The organism is Curtobacterium sp. 9128 (assembly GCF_007673775.1).
Lineage (GTDB): Bacteria > Actinomycetota > Actinomycetes > Actinomycetales > Microbacteriaceae > Curtobacterium.
This window is the reverse complement of sequence record NZ_VEAF01000003.1, coordinates 62424-76547: the sequence shown is the minus strand read 5'-3', so window position 1 is coordinate 76547 and position 14124 is coordinate 62424. Positions and strand designations below refer to the sequence as shown.

At 72.7% G+C, this 14124-nt stretch carries 17 protein-coding genes; 8 read left to right on the top strand and 9 right to left on the bottom strand.

What is annotated here, in order from left to right:
• Positions 1–41: 41 nt before the first annotated feature.
• Both FS641_RS06670 and FS641_RS06665 read left to right on the top strand, forming a co-directional pair.
• A complete protein-coding gene (locus tag FS641_RS06670) occupies positions 42–353 on the top strand; it encodes a transcriptional regulator (RefSeq protein ID WP_144761793.1) in 312 nt (103 codons plus the stop codon).
• Positions 350–1042: a nucleotidyl transferase AbiEii/AbiGii toxin family protein gene (locus FS641_RS06665; RefSeq protein ID WP_186317616.1), complete on the top strand. Its 693-nt coding sequence runs from the start codon at positions 350–352 to the stop codon at positions 1040–1042. Before FS641_RS06670 ends, FS641_RS06665 begins: the two co-directional genes overlap by 4 nt.
• Positions 1043–1089: 47 nt before the next feature.
• Here FS641_RS06665 and FS641_RS06660 read toward each other — a convergent pair whose 3' ends face one another.
• A complete protein-coding gene (locus tag FS641_RS06660; protein ID WP_222122053.1) occupies positions 1090–1815 on the bottom strand; it encodes a hypothetical protein in 726 nt (241 codons plus the stop codon).
• A gap of 68 nt (positions 1816–1883) precedes the next feature.
• Here FS641_RS06660 and FS641_RS06655 point away from each other — a divergent pair, with 68 nt between their 5' ends.
• Positions 1884–2438 carry a TetR/AcrR family transcriptional regulator gene (locus FS641_RS06655; RefSeq protein ID WP_144761784.1) on the top strand — a complete coding sequence of 185 codons (555 nt, stop codon included), beginning with the start codon at positions 1884–1886 and terminating at the stop codon, positions 2436–2438.
• Between the two features lie 13 nt (positions 2439–2451).
• Here the strand turns inward: FS641_RS06655 and FS641_RS06650 are convergent, their stop codons facing one another.
• The 3 genes from FS641_RS06650 to FS641_RS06640 form a co-directional block, all read right to left on the bottom strand.
• A complete protein-coding gene (locus FS641_RS06650; protein WP_144761781.1) occupies positions 2452–3336 on the bottom strand; it encodes an alpha/beta hydrolase fold domain-containing protein in 885 nt (294 codons plus the stop codon).
• A 109-nt stretch (positions 3337–3445) separates the two neighbouring features.
• The gene (locus FS641_RS06645; RefSeq protein WP_144761778.1) at positions 3446–4099 is read right to left on the bottom strand and encodes a DUF4232 domain-containing protein; all 654 of its coding nucleotides are present in this window, start codon (positions 4097–4099) and stop codon (positions 3446–3448) included.
• A gap of 264 nt (positions 4100–4363) precedes the next feature.
• Entirely contained in the window at positions 4364–4903 is a 540-nt protein-coding gene (locus tag FS641_RS06640) for a TetR/AcrR family transcriptional regulator (RefSeq protein ID WP_144761775.1), read from the bottom strand.
• Between the two features lie 63 nt (positions 4904–4966).
• Between FS641_RS06640 and FS641_RS06635 the strand changes: the two genes are divergently transcribed.
• From FS641_RS06635 to FS641_RS06620, 4 genes are read left to right on the top strand one after another with little or no spacing between them, the layout of a single operon-like run.
• Positions 4967–5935, top strand: coding sequence for an SDR family NAD(P)-dependent oxidoreductase (locus tag FS641_RS06635; RefSeq protein WP_144761772.1), 969 nt, complete (start codon positions 4967–4969; stop codon positions 5933–5935).
• 43 nt (positions 5936–5978) lie between these two features.
• Entirely contained in the window at positions 5979–7088 is a 1110-nt protein-coding gene (locus FS641_RS06630; protein WP_144761769.1) for an FAD-dependent oxidoreductase, read from the top strand.
• A 28-nt stretch (positions 7089–7116) separates the two neighbouring features.
• A complete protein-coding gene (locus tag FS641_RS06625; RefSeq protein ID WP_144761765.1) occupies positions 7117–8151 on the top strand; it encodes a glycerate kinase in 1035 nt (344 codons plus the stop codon).
• A 51-nt stretch (positions 8152–8202) separates the two neighbouring features.
• The gene (locus FS641_RS06620) at positions 8203–8394 is read left to right on the top strand and encodes a hypothetical protein (RefSeq protein WP_144761762.1); all 192 of its coding nucleotides are present in this window, start codon (positions 8203–8205) and stop codon (positions 8392–8394) included.
• Between the two features lie 216 nt (positions 8395–8610).
• Here the strand turns inward: FS641_RS06620 and FS641_RS17995 are convergent, their stop codons facing one another.
• Positions 8611–8769 carry a hypothetical protein gene (locus FS641_RS17995; RefSeq protein WP_186317615.1) on the bottom strand — a complete coding sequence of 53 codons (159 nt, stop codon included), beginning with the start codon at positions 8767–8769 and terminating at the stop codon, positions 8611–8613.
• Between the two features lie 308 nt (positions 8770–9077).
• On the opposite strand from FS641_RS17995, the gene FS641_RS06615 reads away from it, so the two are divergent.
• A complete protein-coding gene (locus FS641_RS06615) occupies positions 9078–10124 on the top strand; it encodes an NAD(P)-dependent alcohol dehydrogenase (RefSeq protein ID WP_144761759.1) in 1047 nt (348 codons plus the stop codon).
• Between the two features lie 118 nt (positions 10125–10242).
• On the opposite strand, the gene FS641_RS06610 is transcribed toward FS641_RS06615, so the two are convergent.
• From FS641_RS06610 to FS641_RS06595, 4 genes are read right to left on the bottom strand one after another with little or no spacing between them, the layout of a single operon-like run.
• Positions 10243–10869, bottom strand: coding sequence for a GNAT family N-acetyltransferase (locus FS641_RS06610; protein ID WP_144761756.1), 627 nt, complete (start codon positions 10867–10869; stop codon positions 10243–10245).
• A 5-nt stretch (positions 10870–10874) separates the two neighbouring features.
• The gene (locus tag FS641_RS06605) at positions 10875–12281 is read right to left on the bottom strand and encodes a hypothetical protein (RefSeq protein WP_144761753.1); all 1407 of its coding nucleotides are present in this window, start codon (positions 12279–12281) and stop codon (positions 10875–10877) included.
• Positions 12271–13065 carry a TIGR03943 family putative permease subunit gene (locus tag FS641_RS06600; RefSeq protein ID WP_144761750.1) on the bottom strand — a complete coding sequence of 265 codons (795 nt, stop codon included), beginning with the start codon at positions 13063–13065 and terminating at the stop codon, positions 12271–12273. The genes FS641_RS06605 and FS641_RS06600 overlap by 11 nt, the downstream gene beginning before the upstream one ends.
• Positions 13052–14101, bottom strand: a complete 1050-nt coding sequence (locus FS641_RS06595; protein WP_144761747.1) for a permease — start codon at positions 14099–14101, stop codon at positions 13052–13054. Before FS641_RS06595 ends, FS641_RS06600 begins: the two co-directional genes overlap by 14 nt.
• Between the last annotated feature and the right edge of the window lie 23 nt (positions 14102–14124).

Here is a 14124-nt window from a genome sequence, read left to right as displayed (position 1 = left end):
CGAAGGAGAGGGACAATGTGCCGGAGAGGAAGGAGGAGCCGGTGGGATCACGTGTGCTGTACCAGGACATCAAGCCCTACGACGTGCCCGCGTCCCTTGGCTCCCTGCGCGGCCCCTCCAACGGGGTGCTGACGCTCCCGCTGGACGTCTACTGGGGGCCCGACCCCGACGCTGATCTCGACACGCTCTCGGGCGTGACGAAGGCCTACCAGGCGATCCTCCGCGAGGGTGCGTCGGATCTGCAGGAGGCGCTGCTGAACCGCGACGTCCTGTTGCGGACCTGGGGTGAGCTGCTCCTGCCCGTTCGCCTGCGGTCGCTCTGGGAGTCCCGGTTCCCGGAGCTCACCGCGTGAGCGACGACCGCGATCTCCAGTTCGAAGTAGCGCAGACGATCCTCCGCGGCGCCGATCAGCACGGATTCGTGCTCGCGGGGTCGGGAGCGATCCGTGAGCACGGCATCGTTGACCGGCTCACCCGCGACGTCGATCTGTTCACCAACCGCTACGACGCGGCCGAGTTCGACCGCGCCGTCGCTGAGGCCAGCACCGTCCTCGCGGACGCCGGCTACGTGGTGGAAGAGCGTCGCCGGGCGGAGTACTTCGCGCACCTGAACGTCACCGCGGCGGACGGCCGTCAGGTCGACGTCGACTTCGCCTACGACTGGCGCGGCGCGGAACCCGCACGGCTGCAGGTCGGCCCGGTCCTGTCGGTGGACGACGCCGTGGCGTCGAAGACCAACGCCGTGTACACGCGCCTCGAGGCACGTGACTTCGTCGACCTCGACGCGATCCGGTCCTCCGGCCGGTACACCGACGAGGAACTCCTGCAGCTCGTCGCGGAGCGGGACGACGGGTTCAACCGGGTCATGTTCGCCCGGCAGCTGCAGCAGGTCGACCGGATCCGGGACGACCGGTTCTCCGCGTACGGGATCGACATCGATGCTGCGGCCGCCCTGCGGGCACGCACCACTCGGTGGGCGGCGGAGCTCGCCGAGGGTGGCGAGCCGCCCGCGCCGACTCGTGGGGTCGATCCGGACCGCTGACGACTGAGGCGATATTGACCGCGAGCCGCCTCGAGCGACGAGGCGGATCAGGCCGACGCGACCCAGTCCCGGAAGCGCGGCCCGACGACCTCGGCGTCCGGGCCCGGCACGAGGGCACCGTCGCGGAACGCCCCACCCATCCGGCCCGGGATCGGCAGCGGTACCGGCACGACGCCGGTGCCGGGCAGGGACCTCGTCATCGCCCAGAGGGTCGTGGTCTCCGGGCCGGTGACCTCGACCACCGGCGCATCACGGTCCCCCACCACGACGTCGGCGACGACCTCGGCCACCGCGTCGAGTGCCACGGGGGCGATCGTCATGCCCGGCACCAGGGCGAACGGTCCGAACCGCATCCGCTCGGTGTTCTGCTGTGCGAACTCGAACCACTGCGTCGACCGCACCACGGTGAGTCGGTGGCCGGCCTCCCGTGCGACGGCCTCCTGCGCTGTCTTGCCGGCGAAGTACCCGTAGCCCTGTACCGCGGGCAGCGTGCAGTTGGCGATCGAGAGCAGCACGTGGTGCGCGCCACTCGCCGCCACCGCACCACCGACCGCCCTGGTGGACGCGGTGAAGAACTCCGTCGCACGTCTCCGGCTCGTGGTGAACCGCCCGGTCGCCTCGACGACGACGTCGAACCCGGCCAGGGCAGCGGTCGCGTCGTCGCGCACCACGTCGAACCCCGTCGACCGGGACAACAGCGTCACCGCACACCCCCGCTCTCGGACCGCCCGACTGATCGCGCCGCCGGAGACGCCCCCTCCCACCACTGCCACGCGCATGATCCCACCTGTCCTCTACGTTTGTAGAGGACACTACGGTGGAAGCGGTCGGGAGGACAACCATGGATCGGCGGGAAGCGCTGGCGGACGCGGGGATCCGCCTGACGGCGCGCGGCGGCATCCGCGCGCTCACCCACCGCGCCGTCGACGCGGAGGCCGGGCTCGCCGCGGGGTCGACGTCGTACTACGCCAGGACGCGCCGCGAGTTGACCGCGCTCGTCGTCACCCGTGTGACCGGGCAGCTCGCTGCGGACCTCGGAGTACTGGAGGTCCCCGAGCACCTCGACGACGCCGCCGTCGTCGGGATCGCGGTGTCGTTCCTCGAGCAGCTCGCGGCACGACGCGACGCACAGGCGGCGCGCCTCGCGCTGCTCCTCGAGCTCCGAGACGACGAGGAGCTCCGGGCACCGCTCACCGCTTCCGACCCCGTCCGCGACGGGCTGCTCCGGGCAGCGCACACCCTGCTCGATGCACTCCGCGTCGCCGCCCCGGAGCAGGCAGCCGTCGACCTCGTCGGCCTCGTGGACGCGATGCTGCTCTACCGCGTCGCCGCGGTCGGACCGCTCGACCCCGTCGCGGTCCTCACCGCCCACGTCGCCGGCCTTCCGCGGCGCTGAGGGGGCGACGCCGTCACTGCCGCAGGGCGTCCACGATGCGCCGACGGCCGGCAGCGCCGGCACGGGTCGGGAGGAACGGGAAGACGTGTACCGCGCCCTCCCGTTCCACGAGGGTGACGTCCACGCCGGCGGATCGGGCCTTCGTCGCCAGCAGGTGGGTGTCCGGGTTGAGGACGTCGCGGGTCCCGGTGATCAGCAGCATCGGGCCGAGTCCCGCGGGGTCGCCGAGGAGCGGGCTCACCGCCGGGTCGGTGACCGCCAGGTCGTGGGCCCAGCGTTCGCCGAGGAACCGGATGCCGTCGATGCCGAGCCAGGGGTCGCGCGGCAGGACGCGTCGGATCTCCGGGTTCGTCATCGTGAGGTCGAGCGCCGGCGAGATCAGCACGGTCCGGATCCCGGCGTGCCCGCGGTCGCGGAGGGCGAGCGCCGCGGAGAGGGCGATCTGTCCCCCGGCGGAGTCACCGGCCAGGCGGACCTCGTTCCCTCGGCCGACCCCGGCCTCGAACAGCCCGACGACGAGGTCGACGGCGGCGGTCGCGTCACCGTACGGGAGCAGGTCGTACACCGGCAGTGTCACCGTCGTCCGCGCCTCGACGGCGACCCGTGCGGCGAGCGTCCAGTGCATCGGGTTGACGTCGTGCATCCATCCCCCACCGTGGACGTAGAGCACCTCACCGACGGGCGTCGTCCCCTCGGGGGTGATCGTGTACACCGGACGCCCGTCCACACGGCGGACTGCGACATCGACGTCGCGTCGGAGCCGTCGCGGCGGGTGGTACGAGCGCGGGCGGAGCTCCTGGTCGCGGACCGCCGCCGCCGCGCCGGCGGCGGTCCGGTAGGACCGGTTGGCGTGCGCAGCGCGCAGGAGCGGTGGGACGGCGATCTCGGGGACGTACACGGCGGGCCTCCTCGGTCCGGCTGGTGTCGGTGGCCAGACCGACCGTAGGCGCACCGGACCGGTGCGGGCTGGTGAGCCGAGCCTCCATCCCGGCCCGCCGGGAGGATCGTCAGTGGAAGGCGCCGACGGTGAAGACCGCCTCGTCGCCGGCGGTGCAGCCCCGCACGCCCTGGGCGGGGATGAAGAGACTCGTCCTGGATCCCGGCGGGTAGACACGGAACCCGTCCCCCGCGACGGGCTTGCAGGTGGCTGTGTCGAACGCGTCGGCCTGCACGTAGTGGAAGTGCGCGACCGCGGTCGTCCCCGGCTTGAGCGTCACCGTGGCGTGGGATGTGCTGCGGTCGAGGGTCGCAGCACGGCCGATCTGGGTGCCGTTGCCGTCGCCGACCAGGGAGACGCCCGGCCACCCCTGCAGGGTGCAGTCGGCGTTTCCGGTGTTGGTGAGCTGCAGCTCCTCGTCGACGTTGGACGCACCGGCCTCCTGTCCAGCGAAGGCGCCGCGGAGATGGTCGGTGGTGCACCTCGTCGCGTCGTCGTCCGGCGCACGACCGGCCGCACCGGTGCCCGTGTCGCCGCCGGCGCCGTCCGTGGCGGAGGCGGAGGGAGCGGAGGCGGACGGCGTCGCGGAGCTCGTGGCTGTGGCCGTGGTCGTGACGGTGCTGGTGGCGGTCGGTGTCGGCGAGCTCGTGGAGCTGCATCCGGCGAGGGCCACTCCGAGCACGACGACGGCGGGGACGATCACCCAACGTGCCTGCATGTTCATGCGACCACTCAATCCACGCAAGGTCCCCCGACGTCCAGAGTCCTTTCATGGTGGAACTGTTCGGCCGCGCCGGGGGCTGTGGTCATCGACAGCAACGACGACGTCCGGCCCGCGTGGAACCGGCGGCCCGGCTCGTCCCGCGCTTCCGGCTGCGAAGCACCGACGGCGAGCATCTCGTGATCGCGACGCGGCCGAACTGGGCCAGCTGGGGCGAGACGATGACGGTACAGCTCGGTGTCGCAGGGGCGTCGAGGAGTCGGCTCGCTAGGCGAGCGCGGGGCGCAGGACCAGGTCGACCGCCGTCGCGAGCCTCCGGCGGTGCTCCTCGCGGGTGTCGACCTGGTGCTTCAGGCCGACCGAGACGCTCGTCAGCGTCTGGACCACACCATGAGGGTCGGAGACGTGTCCCGTGACCGCGGTGGCGAGGAGCGCCTCGAAGGCCTCAGGAGCCGCTCGGGCGGTGTCGTCGAGCAGCGCGGGGTTCTCCGCGACGACTGCTGGCACGTCGTGCACGCCCGGGCCGATCCACCGTCCTGCCCAGCGGTCGAACGCATCGACGATGCGGTCTCCGAGCGGACGCGCACCGTCGACGAGGACCCGCTCGATCGCCGCGAGGTCCTGCGCGAGCACGTGCCCGGCTGCCGCACGGAACAGCGCCTCCTTCGACGCGAAGAGGAAGTACAACCCGGGGCGCGAGATGCCTGCAGCAGCGGCGACGTCGTTCATCGATGTCCGCCGGAACCCGTTCCGTGCGAACGTCGTCAACGCCGACTCGAGCACGGCGCTCCTCCGGTCCACTGCCATGCCGACAGCGTACCGCCGACTGGTCAAACTAGACAAAATACGTCTTATCCGTACAGTAGACGAATGACTCCTCCTCTGATCCGGACCCGCTTCGATGCCCGCTCCACCGCCGACGACGTCCTCGCCGACGCGGACGTGGTCGGCCTGCGCGTCGTCGTCACCGGCGCGTCCTCCGGCCTCGGTGCCGAGACCGCGCGTTCCCTGACGGCCGCCGGGGCGCACGTGGTGCTCGCCGTGCGCGACACGACCGCCGGTGACGCGACCGCCGACGCGATCGAACGGACGACAGGGACCCGGCCGGACGTCCGCCCCCTCGACCTCGCCGACCTCGTCTCGGTGCGGACGTTCACCGACGGATGGGAAGGTCCGCTGCACCTGGCGATCGCCAACGCCGGCGTCGTCACAGCGGGCCTGGAACGCACGCCGGCGGGGCGCGAGCTGCAGTTCGCCACGAACCACCTCGGGCACCATGCACTCGTCCGCGACCTGCACGCCGCGCTGGCCGCCGGCGCCGACAGCCGCCGCGGAGCGCGTGTCGTGGTGCTCAGCTCCACCGCGCACATGCGGGCCGGCGTGGACTTCGACGACCTCGACTTCCGCCGTCGTCCGTACGACCCGCAGATCGCCTACGCGCAGTCGAAGACCGCCGGTGCGCTCTTCGCCGTCGAGGCGACCCGGCGGTGGGCCGACGACGGCATCGTCGCGAACAGCGTCAACCCGGGAGGGATCGCCACCGGGCTCCAGCGCAACTTCAGCCCGGCCCAGCGGGCTTCGCTGGACGCGGCCGAGGCAGCGGGGGTGTTCTCGTACAAGACGGTCGAGCAGGGGGCCGCGACCACGATGGTCGCCGCCGTCGCACCGGAGTTCGCTACCACGGGCGGGCACTACCTCGACGACGGGGTCGAGGCCTACACGGTGCCCGACGACGCCCTGATGGCCGACCACCCGCACGGCGTGAAGGCATGGGCGCTCGACCCGGAGGCCGCGGAACGGCTCTGGGGCGTCTCGGAGGACCTGACGCGCGGGCAGTGACAGGGCGGAGCCACACAGCGACGACGGCCACTACGATCGGCGCATGCCCTCCGCGTTCGACCACGTCGTCATCGGCGGCGGTGTCGTCGGCGCCGCCACCGCCCGGTCACTCGCCACCAGGGGTGCCCGGGTCCTGCTCGTGGAGCAGCACGGCCGCGGACACGACCGCGGGTCGTCCCACGGCGCGAGCCGCATCTTCCGCCTCGGCTACCCTGACGCGGAGTACGTCGCCATGTGCCTCCGTGCCCGCGCCGCGTGGGACGACCTCGAGCAGGCCAGCGGACGGACACTGCTCGACCTGACGGGTGCGGTCGACCACGGCCGACCCGAGCAGGTGGGTGCGATCGCCGCCGCCCTCGCAGCCGCCGGCGTCGACCACGAGCGCCTGACGCCGGAGCAGGCCGCCGAGCGCTGGCCCGGACTGGCGTTCGAGGGCGACGTCCTCGCGCACCCCGACGCCGGCCGGATCCGGTCGGCGGACGCGCTGGAGGCGCTCCTCGACCTGGCAGCCGCCGACGGCGCGGACCTGCGGTTCGACACCCGGGTGACGGGCATCGAGGACCACGGCGACCGGGTGACGCTGACGCTCGACGGTCCATCCGGCGCCACCTCGGTCACCGCGCCGAGCGTCGTGGCCGCGGTGGGGTCGTGGGCTCCCGCGCTGGTCAGCGAGGTGCTCGCCGGACGCGGGGCGAGCCTCCCGGCCCTCCGTGTCACCCAGGAGCAGCCGGCGCACTTCCCGAGCCACCTGCCGGACGAAGCCTGGCCGAGCTTCGTGCACCACCCCCTCGACGGCGGTGACGTCTACGGCCTGCTCACCCCCGGCGAGGGCGTGAAGGTCGGCTTCCACGGGACCGGACCGGTGGTGGACCCGGATGCGCGCGACTTCCTGCCGGTCACGGAGGAGCTGGCGCGCCTGCAGGCGTACGTCACGCGGTTCGTCCCGGGGGTGGACGCGACCCGGCCGGAGCCGATCAGCTGCCTCTACGACAACTCGCCCGACGACGACTTCGTGCTGGACCGTCGTGGGCCGATCACCGTCGCCACCGGTTTCTCCGGGCACGGCTTCAAGTTCGCACCGCTGCTCGGCGAGATGCTCGCCGACCTGGCGACCGGCGGCACGGCACACCCGCGGTTCGCACTGCCGGACTGACGGACCGACGACGGCGCACCGCTAGCGTGTGAGCGTGCACGTCGTGATCGCTCCGGACTCGTTCAAGGGGACCGCCACCGCGGCCGCCGTCGCCACCGCCATCGGCGAAGGATGGTCGTCGGAGCGGCCGACCGACGAGGTCACACTGGTTCCGATGGCCGACGGTGGCGAGGGGACGCTCGACGCCTTCGCCACCGCGTTCCCCGACGCGCGGCGTGTGCCCGTCACCGTGACCGGGCCCGCCGGTGACCCCGTCGACGCGGCGTGGCTGTCGCTGCCGGACGGGCGAGCGGTCGTCGAGCTCGCGGCGACGAGCGGGTTGCCCCTGCTGACCACCTTGCAGCCCGACACCGCGCAGACGATCGGCTTCGGCCAGGCCATCGCCGCCGCGCTCGACGCCGGCGCCACCGGCCTCGTGCTCGGCATCGGCGGGAGCGCGTCGACGGACGGCGGCGCGGGACTGCTGTCGGCGCTCGAGCTCCCGGACGGCACACTGCGGCCGCTCCCGCCGCTCGGCGTGACGGTGCTCACCGACGTCACGTCGCCGCTGCTCGGGCCGGACGGGGCGGTGGCCGTCTTCGGGCCGCAGAAGGGCATCACGCCCGACCGCGCCGCCGCGCACGAGGAGCGGCTGGCGGCGTGGGCTGCCCGGTTCCCGTCGGTGGACCCCTCGACGCCGGGAGCGGGCGCAGCCGGGGGCGCCGGCTTCGGGTTGCTCGTCTGGGGCGCAACGCTGGTCCGCGGTGCCGATGGCATCGCGGAGGTCGTCGGGCTTCCGGGAGCGCTCGCGGACGCCGACATCATCATCACGGGCGAGGGACGGTTCGACGAGCAGTCGGCAGCGGGCAAGGTGCCCACGGTGGTCGCCGGGCTCTCGGAGGTGGCCGGTCAGCGTCGCCTGATGCTCGTCGCCGGGGAGATCGACGCTCCCGTCGACGCGTTCGACGTCGCCGCCTCGCTGACCGTCATCGCCACGCAGACGACAGGCGAACCGGACGACGCCGTGGCCGACCCGCTGCGCTTCGCGCGGATCGCCGGACGACGACTCGCGGCGCAGGTCTGAGCCGTCCGGGCGAGGGGCCGCCACCCAGCCGTGGTGCGTAGCGTCGTGGTCATGGGACGGGCGTCGAAGAGCACACCGCACGTCCTGGCACTCGTGGGCGCAGGGGTGGTCTTCCTGGTCGGCATCGGCCTGCTGCTCAGCCCGTGGGACGGCTGGGTCGGCGCGGTCGGTTGGGTGCTCATCGTGGTGGCCGTGGCGTTGGCTGCCATCACGCTGTTCTTCTCCCGAGCGCCGCGGAGCTAGCCGGTCGCGCGGAGCGCAGGCGTCTCGGTACTGGAGGCTCGGGTCCGGACCGCGGACAGCCTCCCGTCCGGCGCCCCGAGGTTCCGCAACTCGCCGCTCACGTCCGCCGAGGTTCCACGACTGACCGTCCGCGGCGCCCGAGATGCCGCAATTACGGCATCTCGTTGCGGCGGGCGGGGCGGGCCGGGCCGGCCGCGGCGGGCGCGGGCGCCCGGACTACGCGGCCGGGTCGCGGAGGAAGTCCGCGTACGTGGGCTCGTCGATGTCGGTGTGGTGGACGAGGCGTGCCTCGACGAGTGCGTCGATCTCCGCGGGGGAACGGAGGCCACGGCGGTGCCACTCGTGGTTGGGTCGGGAAGCAGGTGTGGCGGTCATGGGACCAGCCCTTCGTGGGCACGATCGGCCCGTTCTGTCCCGGGGTGTTCCGCTGTGCCAAGGATCCGCAGGCGCGGACTGCATCACGGCGACGGATTCGGTTTCATCCCGGTTCCATCACCGTAGGTCCCACGGACCACCGCTGTCGAAAGGGTGCGTGTTCCGGACGAGCTCCGGCGCGTGTTCCGGACGACCCCGGATCCTTCCCGTTCCGGGGTGCCCTGACCGTACCCCTCTCCGGAGCGCTCCATCGGGCACGATGGTCGGCGGGCCGGAAGCGGCCCGTCAGCAACCCCACGAGGAGACCATTGCGCACCGTCACCGCGTACGCCGCACCGTCCGCCACCGAACCGCTCGTCAAGACCACGATCACCCGGCGTGACCTCGGCCCGAACGACGTCGAGATCGACATCGCCTACGCCGGTATCTGTCACTCGGACATCCACACCGTCCGTGGCGAGTGGGGCCCGATCCAGTACCCGCAGGTCGTCGGCCACGAGATCGTCGGCCACGTCTCCGCCGTCGGCTCCGACGTCACCAAGCACCAGGTCGGCGACCGTGTCGGCGTCGGCTGCATGGTGAACTCCTGCGGCGAGTGCGAGAACTGCCTCGCCGGCGAGGAGCAGTACTGCCTCAAGGGCAACATCCAGACCTACGCGGGCGTCGACCCGGCCGACGGCTCGATCACCCAGGGCGGCTACTCCGAGGCCGTCGTCGTGAACGAGGACTTCGTGCTCCGCGTCCCCGAGTCGCTCGACATCGAGAAGGTCGCCCCGCTGCTCTGCGCCGGCATCACGACGTACTCGCCGCTGCACCACTGGGGCGTCGGCCCCGGCTCGAAGGTCGCGGTCATCGGCATGGGTGGCCTCGGCCACATGGCCGTGAAGATCGCCGTCGCCATGGGTGCCGAGGTCACTGTCCTGTCGCAGACCACCTCGAAGCAGGAGGACTCCCTCCGCTTCGGCGCGAAGGCGCACTACGCGACGAAGGACGAGTCGACGTTCGAGGAGCTCGCCGGTTCCTTCGAGCTGATCATCAACACCGTGTCGGCGAAGATCCCGATGGGCGCCTACCTCGGCCTCCTCAAGGTCGACGGCACGCTCGTCAACGTCGGCGCACCGGCCGAGCCGCTCGAGGTCCCGGCGTTCGCGCTGATCCCGCGTCGGCTCAGCTGGGCCGGCTCGGCCATCGGCGGCATCCGGGAGACCCAGGAGATGCTCGACTTCTGCGCCGAGAAGGGCATCCTGCCCGAGACGGAGCTCATCAACGCCGACCAGATCAACGAGGCGTACGAGCGCGTCCTGAGCTCGGACGTCCGCTACCGCTTCGTCATCGACGCAGCGACGCTGGCCTAGTCCGCTCAGCACCACACCACGGCAGCAGGCGTCGGGTCCCGATCACGGGTCCGGCGCCTGCTGTCTGTTTCCTGGTGTCGTCAGCCGAGGCTCGGCGCGGCCCGGTCGGCGAGCGAGGTCAGAGGAAGCCGCGGAACGTCACCGCGGGCGCCACGTCGCGCCAGCCCGCGGCCCGGTAGAGCGCGCGACCCTGCTCGGAGGCGAGCAGCAGTCCGGTGTCCGCACCGCGCGCGGCCGCCCACGACGTCAGTCCGGCGACGATCGTCCGCCCGAGCCCGCGACGGCGGAACGCCGCCTCGGTCTCGATCCGGTCGAACACGGCGTCGCGCCCGAGCACCGCCACCTGGCCGCGCGCCGCCACCTGCCCGTCGATCTCGACGACGAGGTGCGCGACGTCACCGGAGTCCGCGACGGCCACGAGCACGTCCGACGGCATCGGGACGGCGGCGAGCCGGGCCTCCATCACGGTCTCGACGCGCGCCACGCGGTCGAGGGACGCGAACGCGGCGAGCGCCTCCGGACCGATCCCGCCGATCACGGTGAGCCAGCTGGTGTACCGCCGTTCCACGAGGCGCGCCAGGCGCAGCGCCTCCGCCGGCGACGGTTCCGCGACCACGTACTCCTCGTGGCGGGTCTCCGACCCGACGAGGACGCACCAGCCCGCGCCGTCCCGCTCCACGGACAGCGACCGTGACCGCGCCCACCCGGCGACCCACCGCTCGACGAACGCCTCGTGCACGGTCACCGACGCTAGCCGACCTGGTCGCCGCTCGGCAGTGCGCCACACCAGTCGACGTCCGCACCGGCGGTGCTGGCCTCGAGCGCTCCGGAGGTCGCGTCGACGATGCTCACGAGCGCACCGGCGGCCGACTTCGTCGCGACGGCGACGAACTGCCCGTTCGGGGACGGGCAGACCGCGGTCAGGGTCGCGTCGTCCGGGATGGTGACGGGCAGCCGGGAGGCTCGGCTCCCGTCCACACGCACGATGCGGCTGGCGATCGTCCCGTCACCGCGGACGTCACCGACGGTGCGCAGGTACGTCCGGTCCGTCAGCTGGGCGATCCGCCCGAGGTACGGCGCATCGGTGCTCCCGGCGGGTGCGACGATCGCGGTGCGCGCGCCGTTCGTCAGGTCGACGCGTTCGATGCCCGTGCCGGACTCGACGACCGCGGTGGTGCCGGTGCCGACGAAGCCGTGCAGGTACGTCGCGGAGCCGAGGCGGACGAGTGCGGCGCGTCCGCTCATGTCGACGAGGAACAGCTCGTCGGTCCCGGTGCGGACGAGTGCGCTCTCGGTGCGGGGGACGTAGGCCCACTGCGCCACCGTCATCGGTGTCGCGCCGATGGTCGGCTTGCCGTCCGCGGCGGCGATCGGCTCGGGCAGGTGCGTACCGGTCAGGTCGACGACGTAGAGCCCGACGTCCCGCGACTCGCCCGTCGACGTGTCGGCGTACCGGAAGCCGAACGAGGCGCCGTCGTCGGCCGCGTGCAGTGCGTCCGCGTGCCCCTCGGCACTCGGCAGCGTGATGTGTTCGACCGGGGACTCCGGGTCCTGGACCCCGTTCCGGAGCGGCACGACGTCGATCCGGGAGTCGCCGACGCCGGAGTCGCTCAGCACGACGAGGGAGCGGCTCAGGCGGACGTACTCGGTGATGCCCTCCCCGCGGTACACCGTGGTGGAGCCCGGGGCGTCGAGGGAGCGCCGGACGATCCGGTCCTGGGCTCCCCCCGTGCCCGGGACGAGGGCGAGGACGTCGGTGGTGCCGGTCGCGATCGTCGCGCGGAGGTCGCTCCGAGCGGCCTGTCCCGGTGCCCGCGCCCCGGCGACCGTCACGGTGTAGTCGCGGTCGTACGCGAGCGGGCCGGCGAACTCGACGGCGACCGTGTTGCCGCTCGAGGTCACGGTGTGCGCTGCCGCCGGGGACACCGTGACGTCCGCTGCCGTGACCCGCTGCAGCGCCTGGTTCGCCGTGATGATCACGCGCTGGGCCGGGCGGGAGACGATGCCGCTCGGGTCGTAGGACACCGACCGCAGGCGTGGGCCCTGCTGCGCGCCGACGACCGCGGCGAGCGCCGCCACCACGACGAGCACCAGCACGACGGCGGTCAGGCGGCGCCGGAACCGGTGGGCGACCGGACGTCGGGGCTCAGTACTCATACGGGTCCTCGGGTTGCTGGACCCGCTTCACCGTGGCCGCGCCGATGACGATGCGGGCGTCGGAGGACTGGTCGGGGTTGGCGACGAGAGACCCGGTGACGGTGACCCAGGCGTTCTCGTCCGGCACGGCGCCGCTCGTGACCACGCCGATGCCGACGGGCTGGGCGTCGACGGCGCAGCAGCTGATCACGAACCGGGTCAGCGTGAACGCTCCGTCCGACCCGGGGACGACGAAGCCGGTCAGGGTGACCCGCTTGCCGACCAGGGCGCTCGTGTCGGTGGTCTGCCGGATGAGGGCGGCCCAGTCCTTCACGCCGTAGCCCGACGTGTCGACGGCGTCGCTGCCGAGCAGGGCGACGGTGCCGCTCGCGCCGGTGGCGTCCGAGAGGGTCGCGGACCCGACGCTGCGCTGCTGCGCCGTCCGCGCGGAGAGGGTCGCCGGGGGCAGGACGAGCATGGCCACGGTGACCCCGATCGTGACGACGGCCGCGATGCCGACGAGGGCCGAGCGGAGGAGCCGGGTCGCGCCTCCTGTCCGGACCGTCGGTGCGTCGTCCGGACCCGCGTGGTCGTGGGTGTGGCCCGCGCCGCGTGCGACCACGACGAGCCCGGCGACGGCAGCGGGGACGGCGACCGCCGCGAGGACGACCGTGAACACGGCGTACCGCGGGTTGATGTAGAGGTCGAGGTGCCGGGTGCCGGCGAGCCAGAGCGTGCAGAGCGCGACCGCGAGGACGGAACCGAGGCCGAGGAACGCGGGACGGCGCGAGTCAGACGAGGACATTCATCACCAACCCGACGGTGAGGGCGAACAGGACGCACACGACGGCGAGCACCACCAGGAAGCGGGTGCGGAACGTCGTGCGGAGCAGGGCGATCATCTTCACGTCGATGATCGGGCCGATGATCAGGAACGCGGTGATCGACCCCGGGAGGAACGTCGACGCGAACGACAGGGCGAAGAAGGCGTCCACGTTTGAGCAGAGCGACACCGTCATGGCGAGCAGCATCATCGCGAGCACGGACAGCACGGGGTTCGAGCCGATCGCGACGAGGGTGCTCCGCGGCACGGCGACCTGGATCGCGGCCGCGAGCCCCGCGCCGACGAAGAGCGCGGGCATCATCGTCGCGGTTTCGCCGCCGAACTGGGCGGCGCTCTCCCGCCAGCGGTTCGTCGGGCCGGCACCGCCGACCGCCGCACGGCAGCGCGCCTCGAACGCGGGCAGCAGCAGGTCGGTGGGCCGACGATGTGCGGCGACGATCCACCCGACCAGGTTCGCCACGACGAAGCCGCCGACGATGCGGACGGGGAGGACCCAGCCGGACCATCCGAAGGCCTGCGCGGTGCTGACGATGACGAGCGGGTTGAGGATGGGCGCCGCGACGAGGAACGTGACCGCCTCGGCCGGGGTGAAGCCACGGAGCATCAGTCCCCGGGCGAGCGGGACGTTGCCGCACTCGCACACCGGGAACAGCATGCCGATCAGCGAGATCACCGCGCGGCGGGGCATCGGTCGGGTCGGCAGGATGCGTTCGAGGGCGCCGTGCGGGACCCACACCTCGACGACGATCGACAGCACGATGCCGAGCACGACGAACGGCAGGGACTCCACCACGACGCTGATCGCGAGGGTCAGGAAGTCCTGCACGACGTCGGGCAGGCCCGCGGTGCCGACAGCGGGGGTCAGGAGCCGGAGCCCGAGCAGCGCGACGACGGCGAGCAGCACGAGCCCGGGGCCCGTCAGGCTGCGGGCGCGGCCGGGAGCGCTGCCGGTGCCGGTGGCGCGGGGCTGCGGCGGCGTCGTGGTGGGCGTCGTCACCGGGACAGGATAGGCGACCGGGG

What these genes read in the sequence shown, in the direction of transcription:
- FS641_RS06655 (WP_144761784.1), top strand. Translation starts at nt 1,884, where the DNA reads ATGGATCGGCGGGAAGCGCTGGCGGACGCGGGGATCCGCCTGACGGCG.
- FS641_RS06645 (WP_144761778.1), bottom strand. Translation starts at nt 4,099, where the DNA reads ATGAACATGCAGGCACGTTGGGTGATCGTCCCCGCCGTCGTCGTGCTC.
- FS641_RS06640 (WP_144761775.1), bottom strand. Translation starts at nt 4,903, where the DNA reads ATGGCAGTGGACCGGAGGAGCGCCGTGCTCGAGTCGGCGTTGACGACG.
- FS641_RS06635 (WP_144761772.1), top strand. Translation starts at nt 4,967, where the DNA reads ATGACTCCTCCTCTGATCCGGACCCGCTTCGATGCCCGCTCCACCGCC.
- FS641_RS06630 (WP_144761769.1), top strand. Translation starts at nt 5,979, where the DNA reads ATGCCCTCCGCGTTCGACCACGTCGTCATCGGCGGCGGTGTCGTCGGC.
- FS641_RS06620 (WP_144761762.1), top strand. Translation starts at nt 8,203, where the DNA reads ATGGGACGGGCGTCGAAGAGCACACCGCACGTCCTGGCACTCGTGGGC.
- FS641_RS17995 (WP_186317615.1), bottom strand. Translation starts at nt 8,769, where the DNA reads ATGACCGCCACACCTGCTTCCCGACCCAACCACGAGTGGCACCGCCGT.
- FS641_RS06605 (WP_144761753.1), bottom strand. Translation starts at nt 12,281, where the DNA reads ATGAGTACTGAGCCCCGACGTCCGGTCGCCCACCGGTTCCGGCGCCGC.
- FS641_RS06600 (WP_144761750.1), bottom strand. Translation starts at nt 13,065, where the DNA reads ATGTCCTCGTCTGACTCGCGCCGTCCCGCGTTCCTCGGCCTCGGTTCC.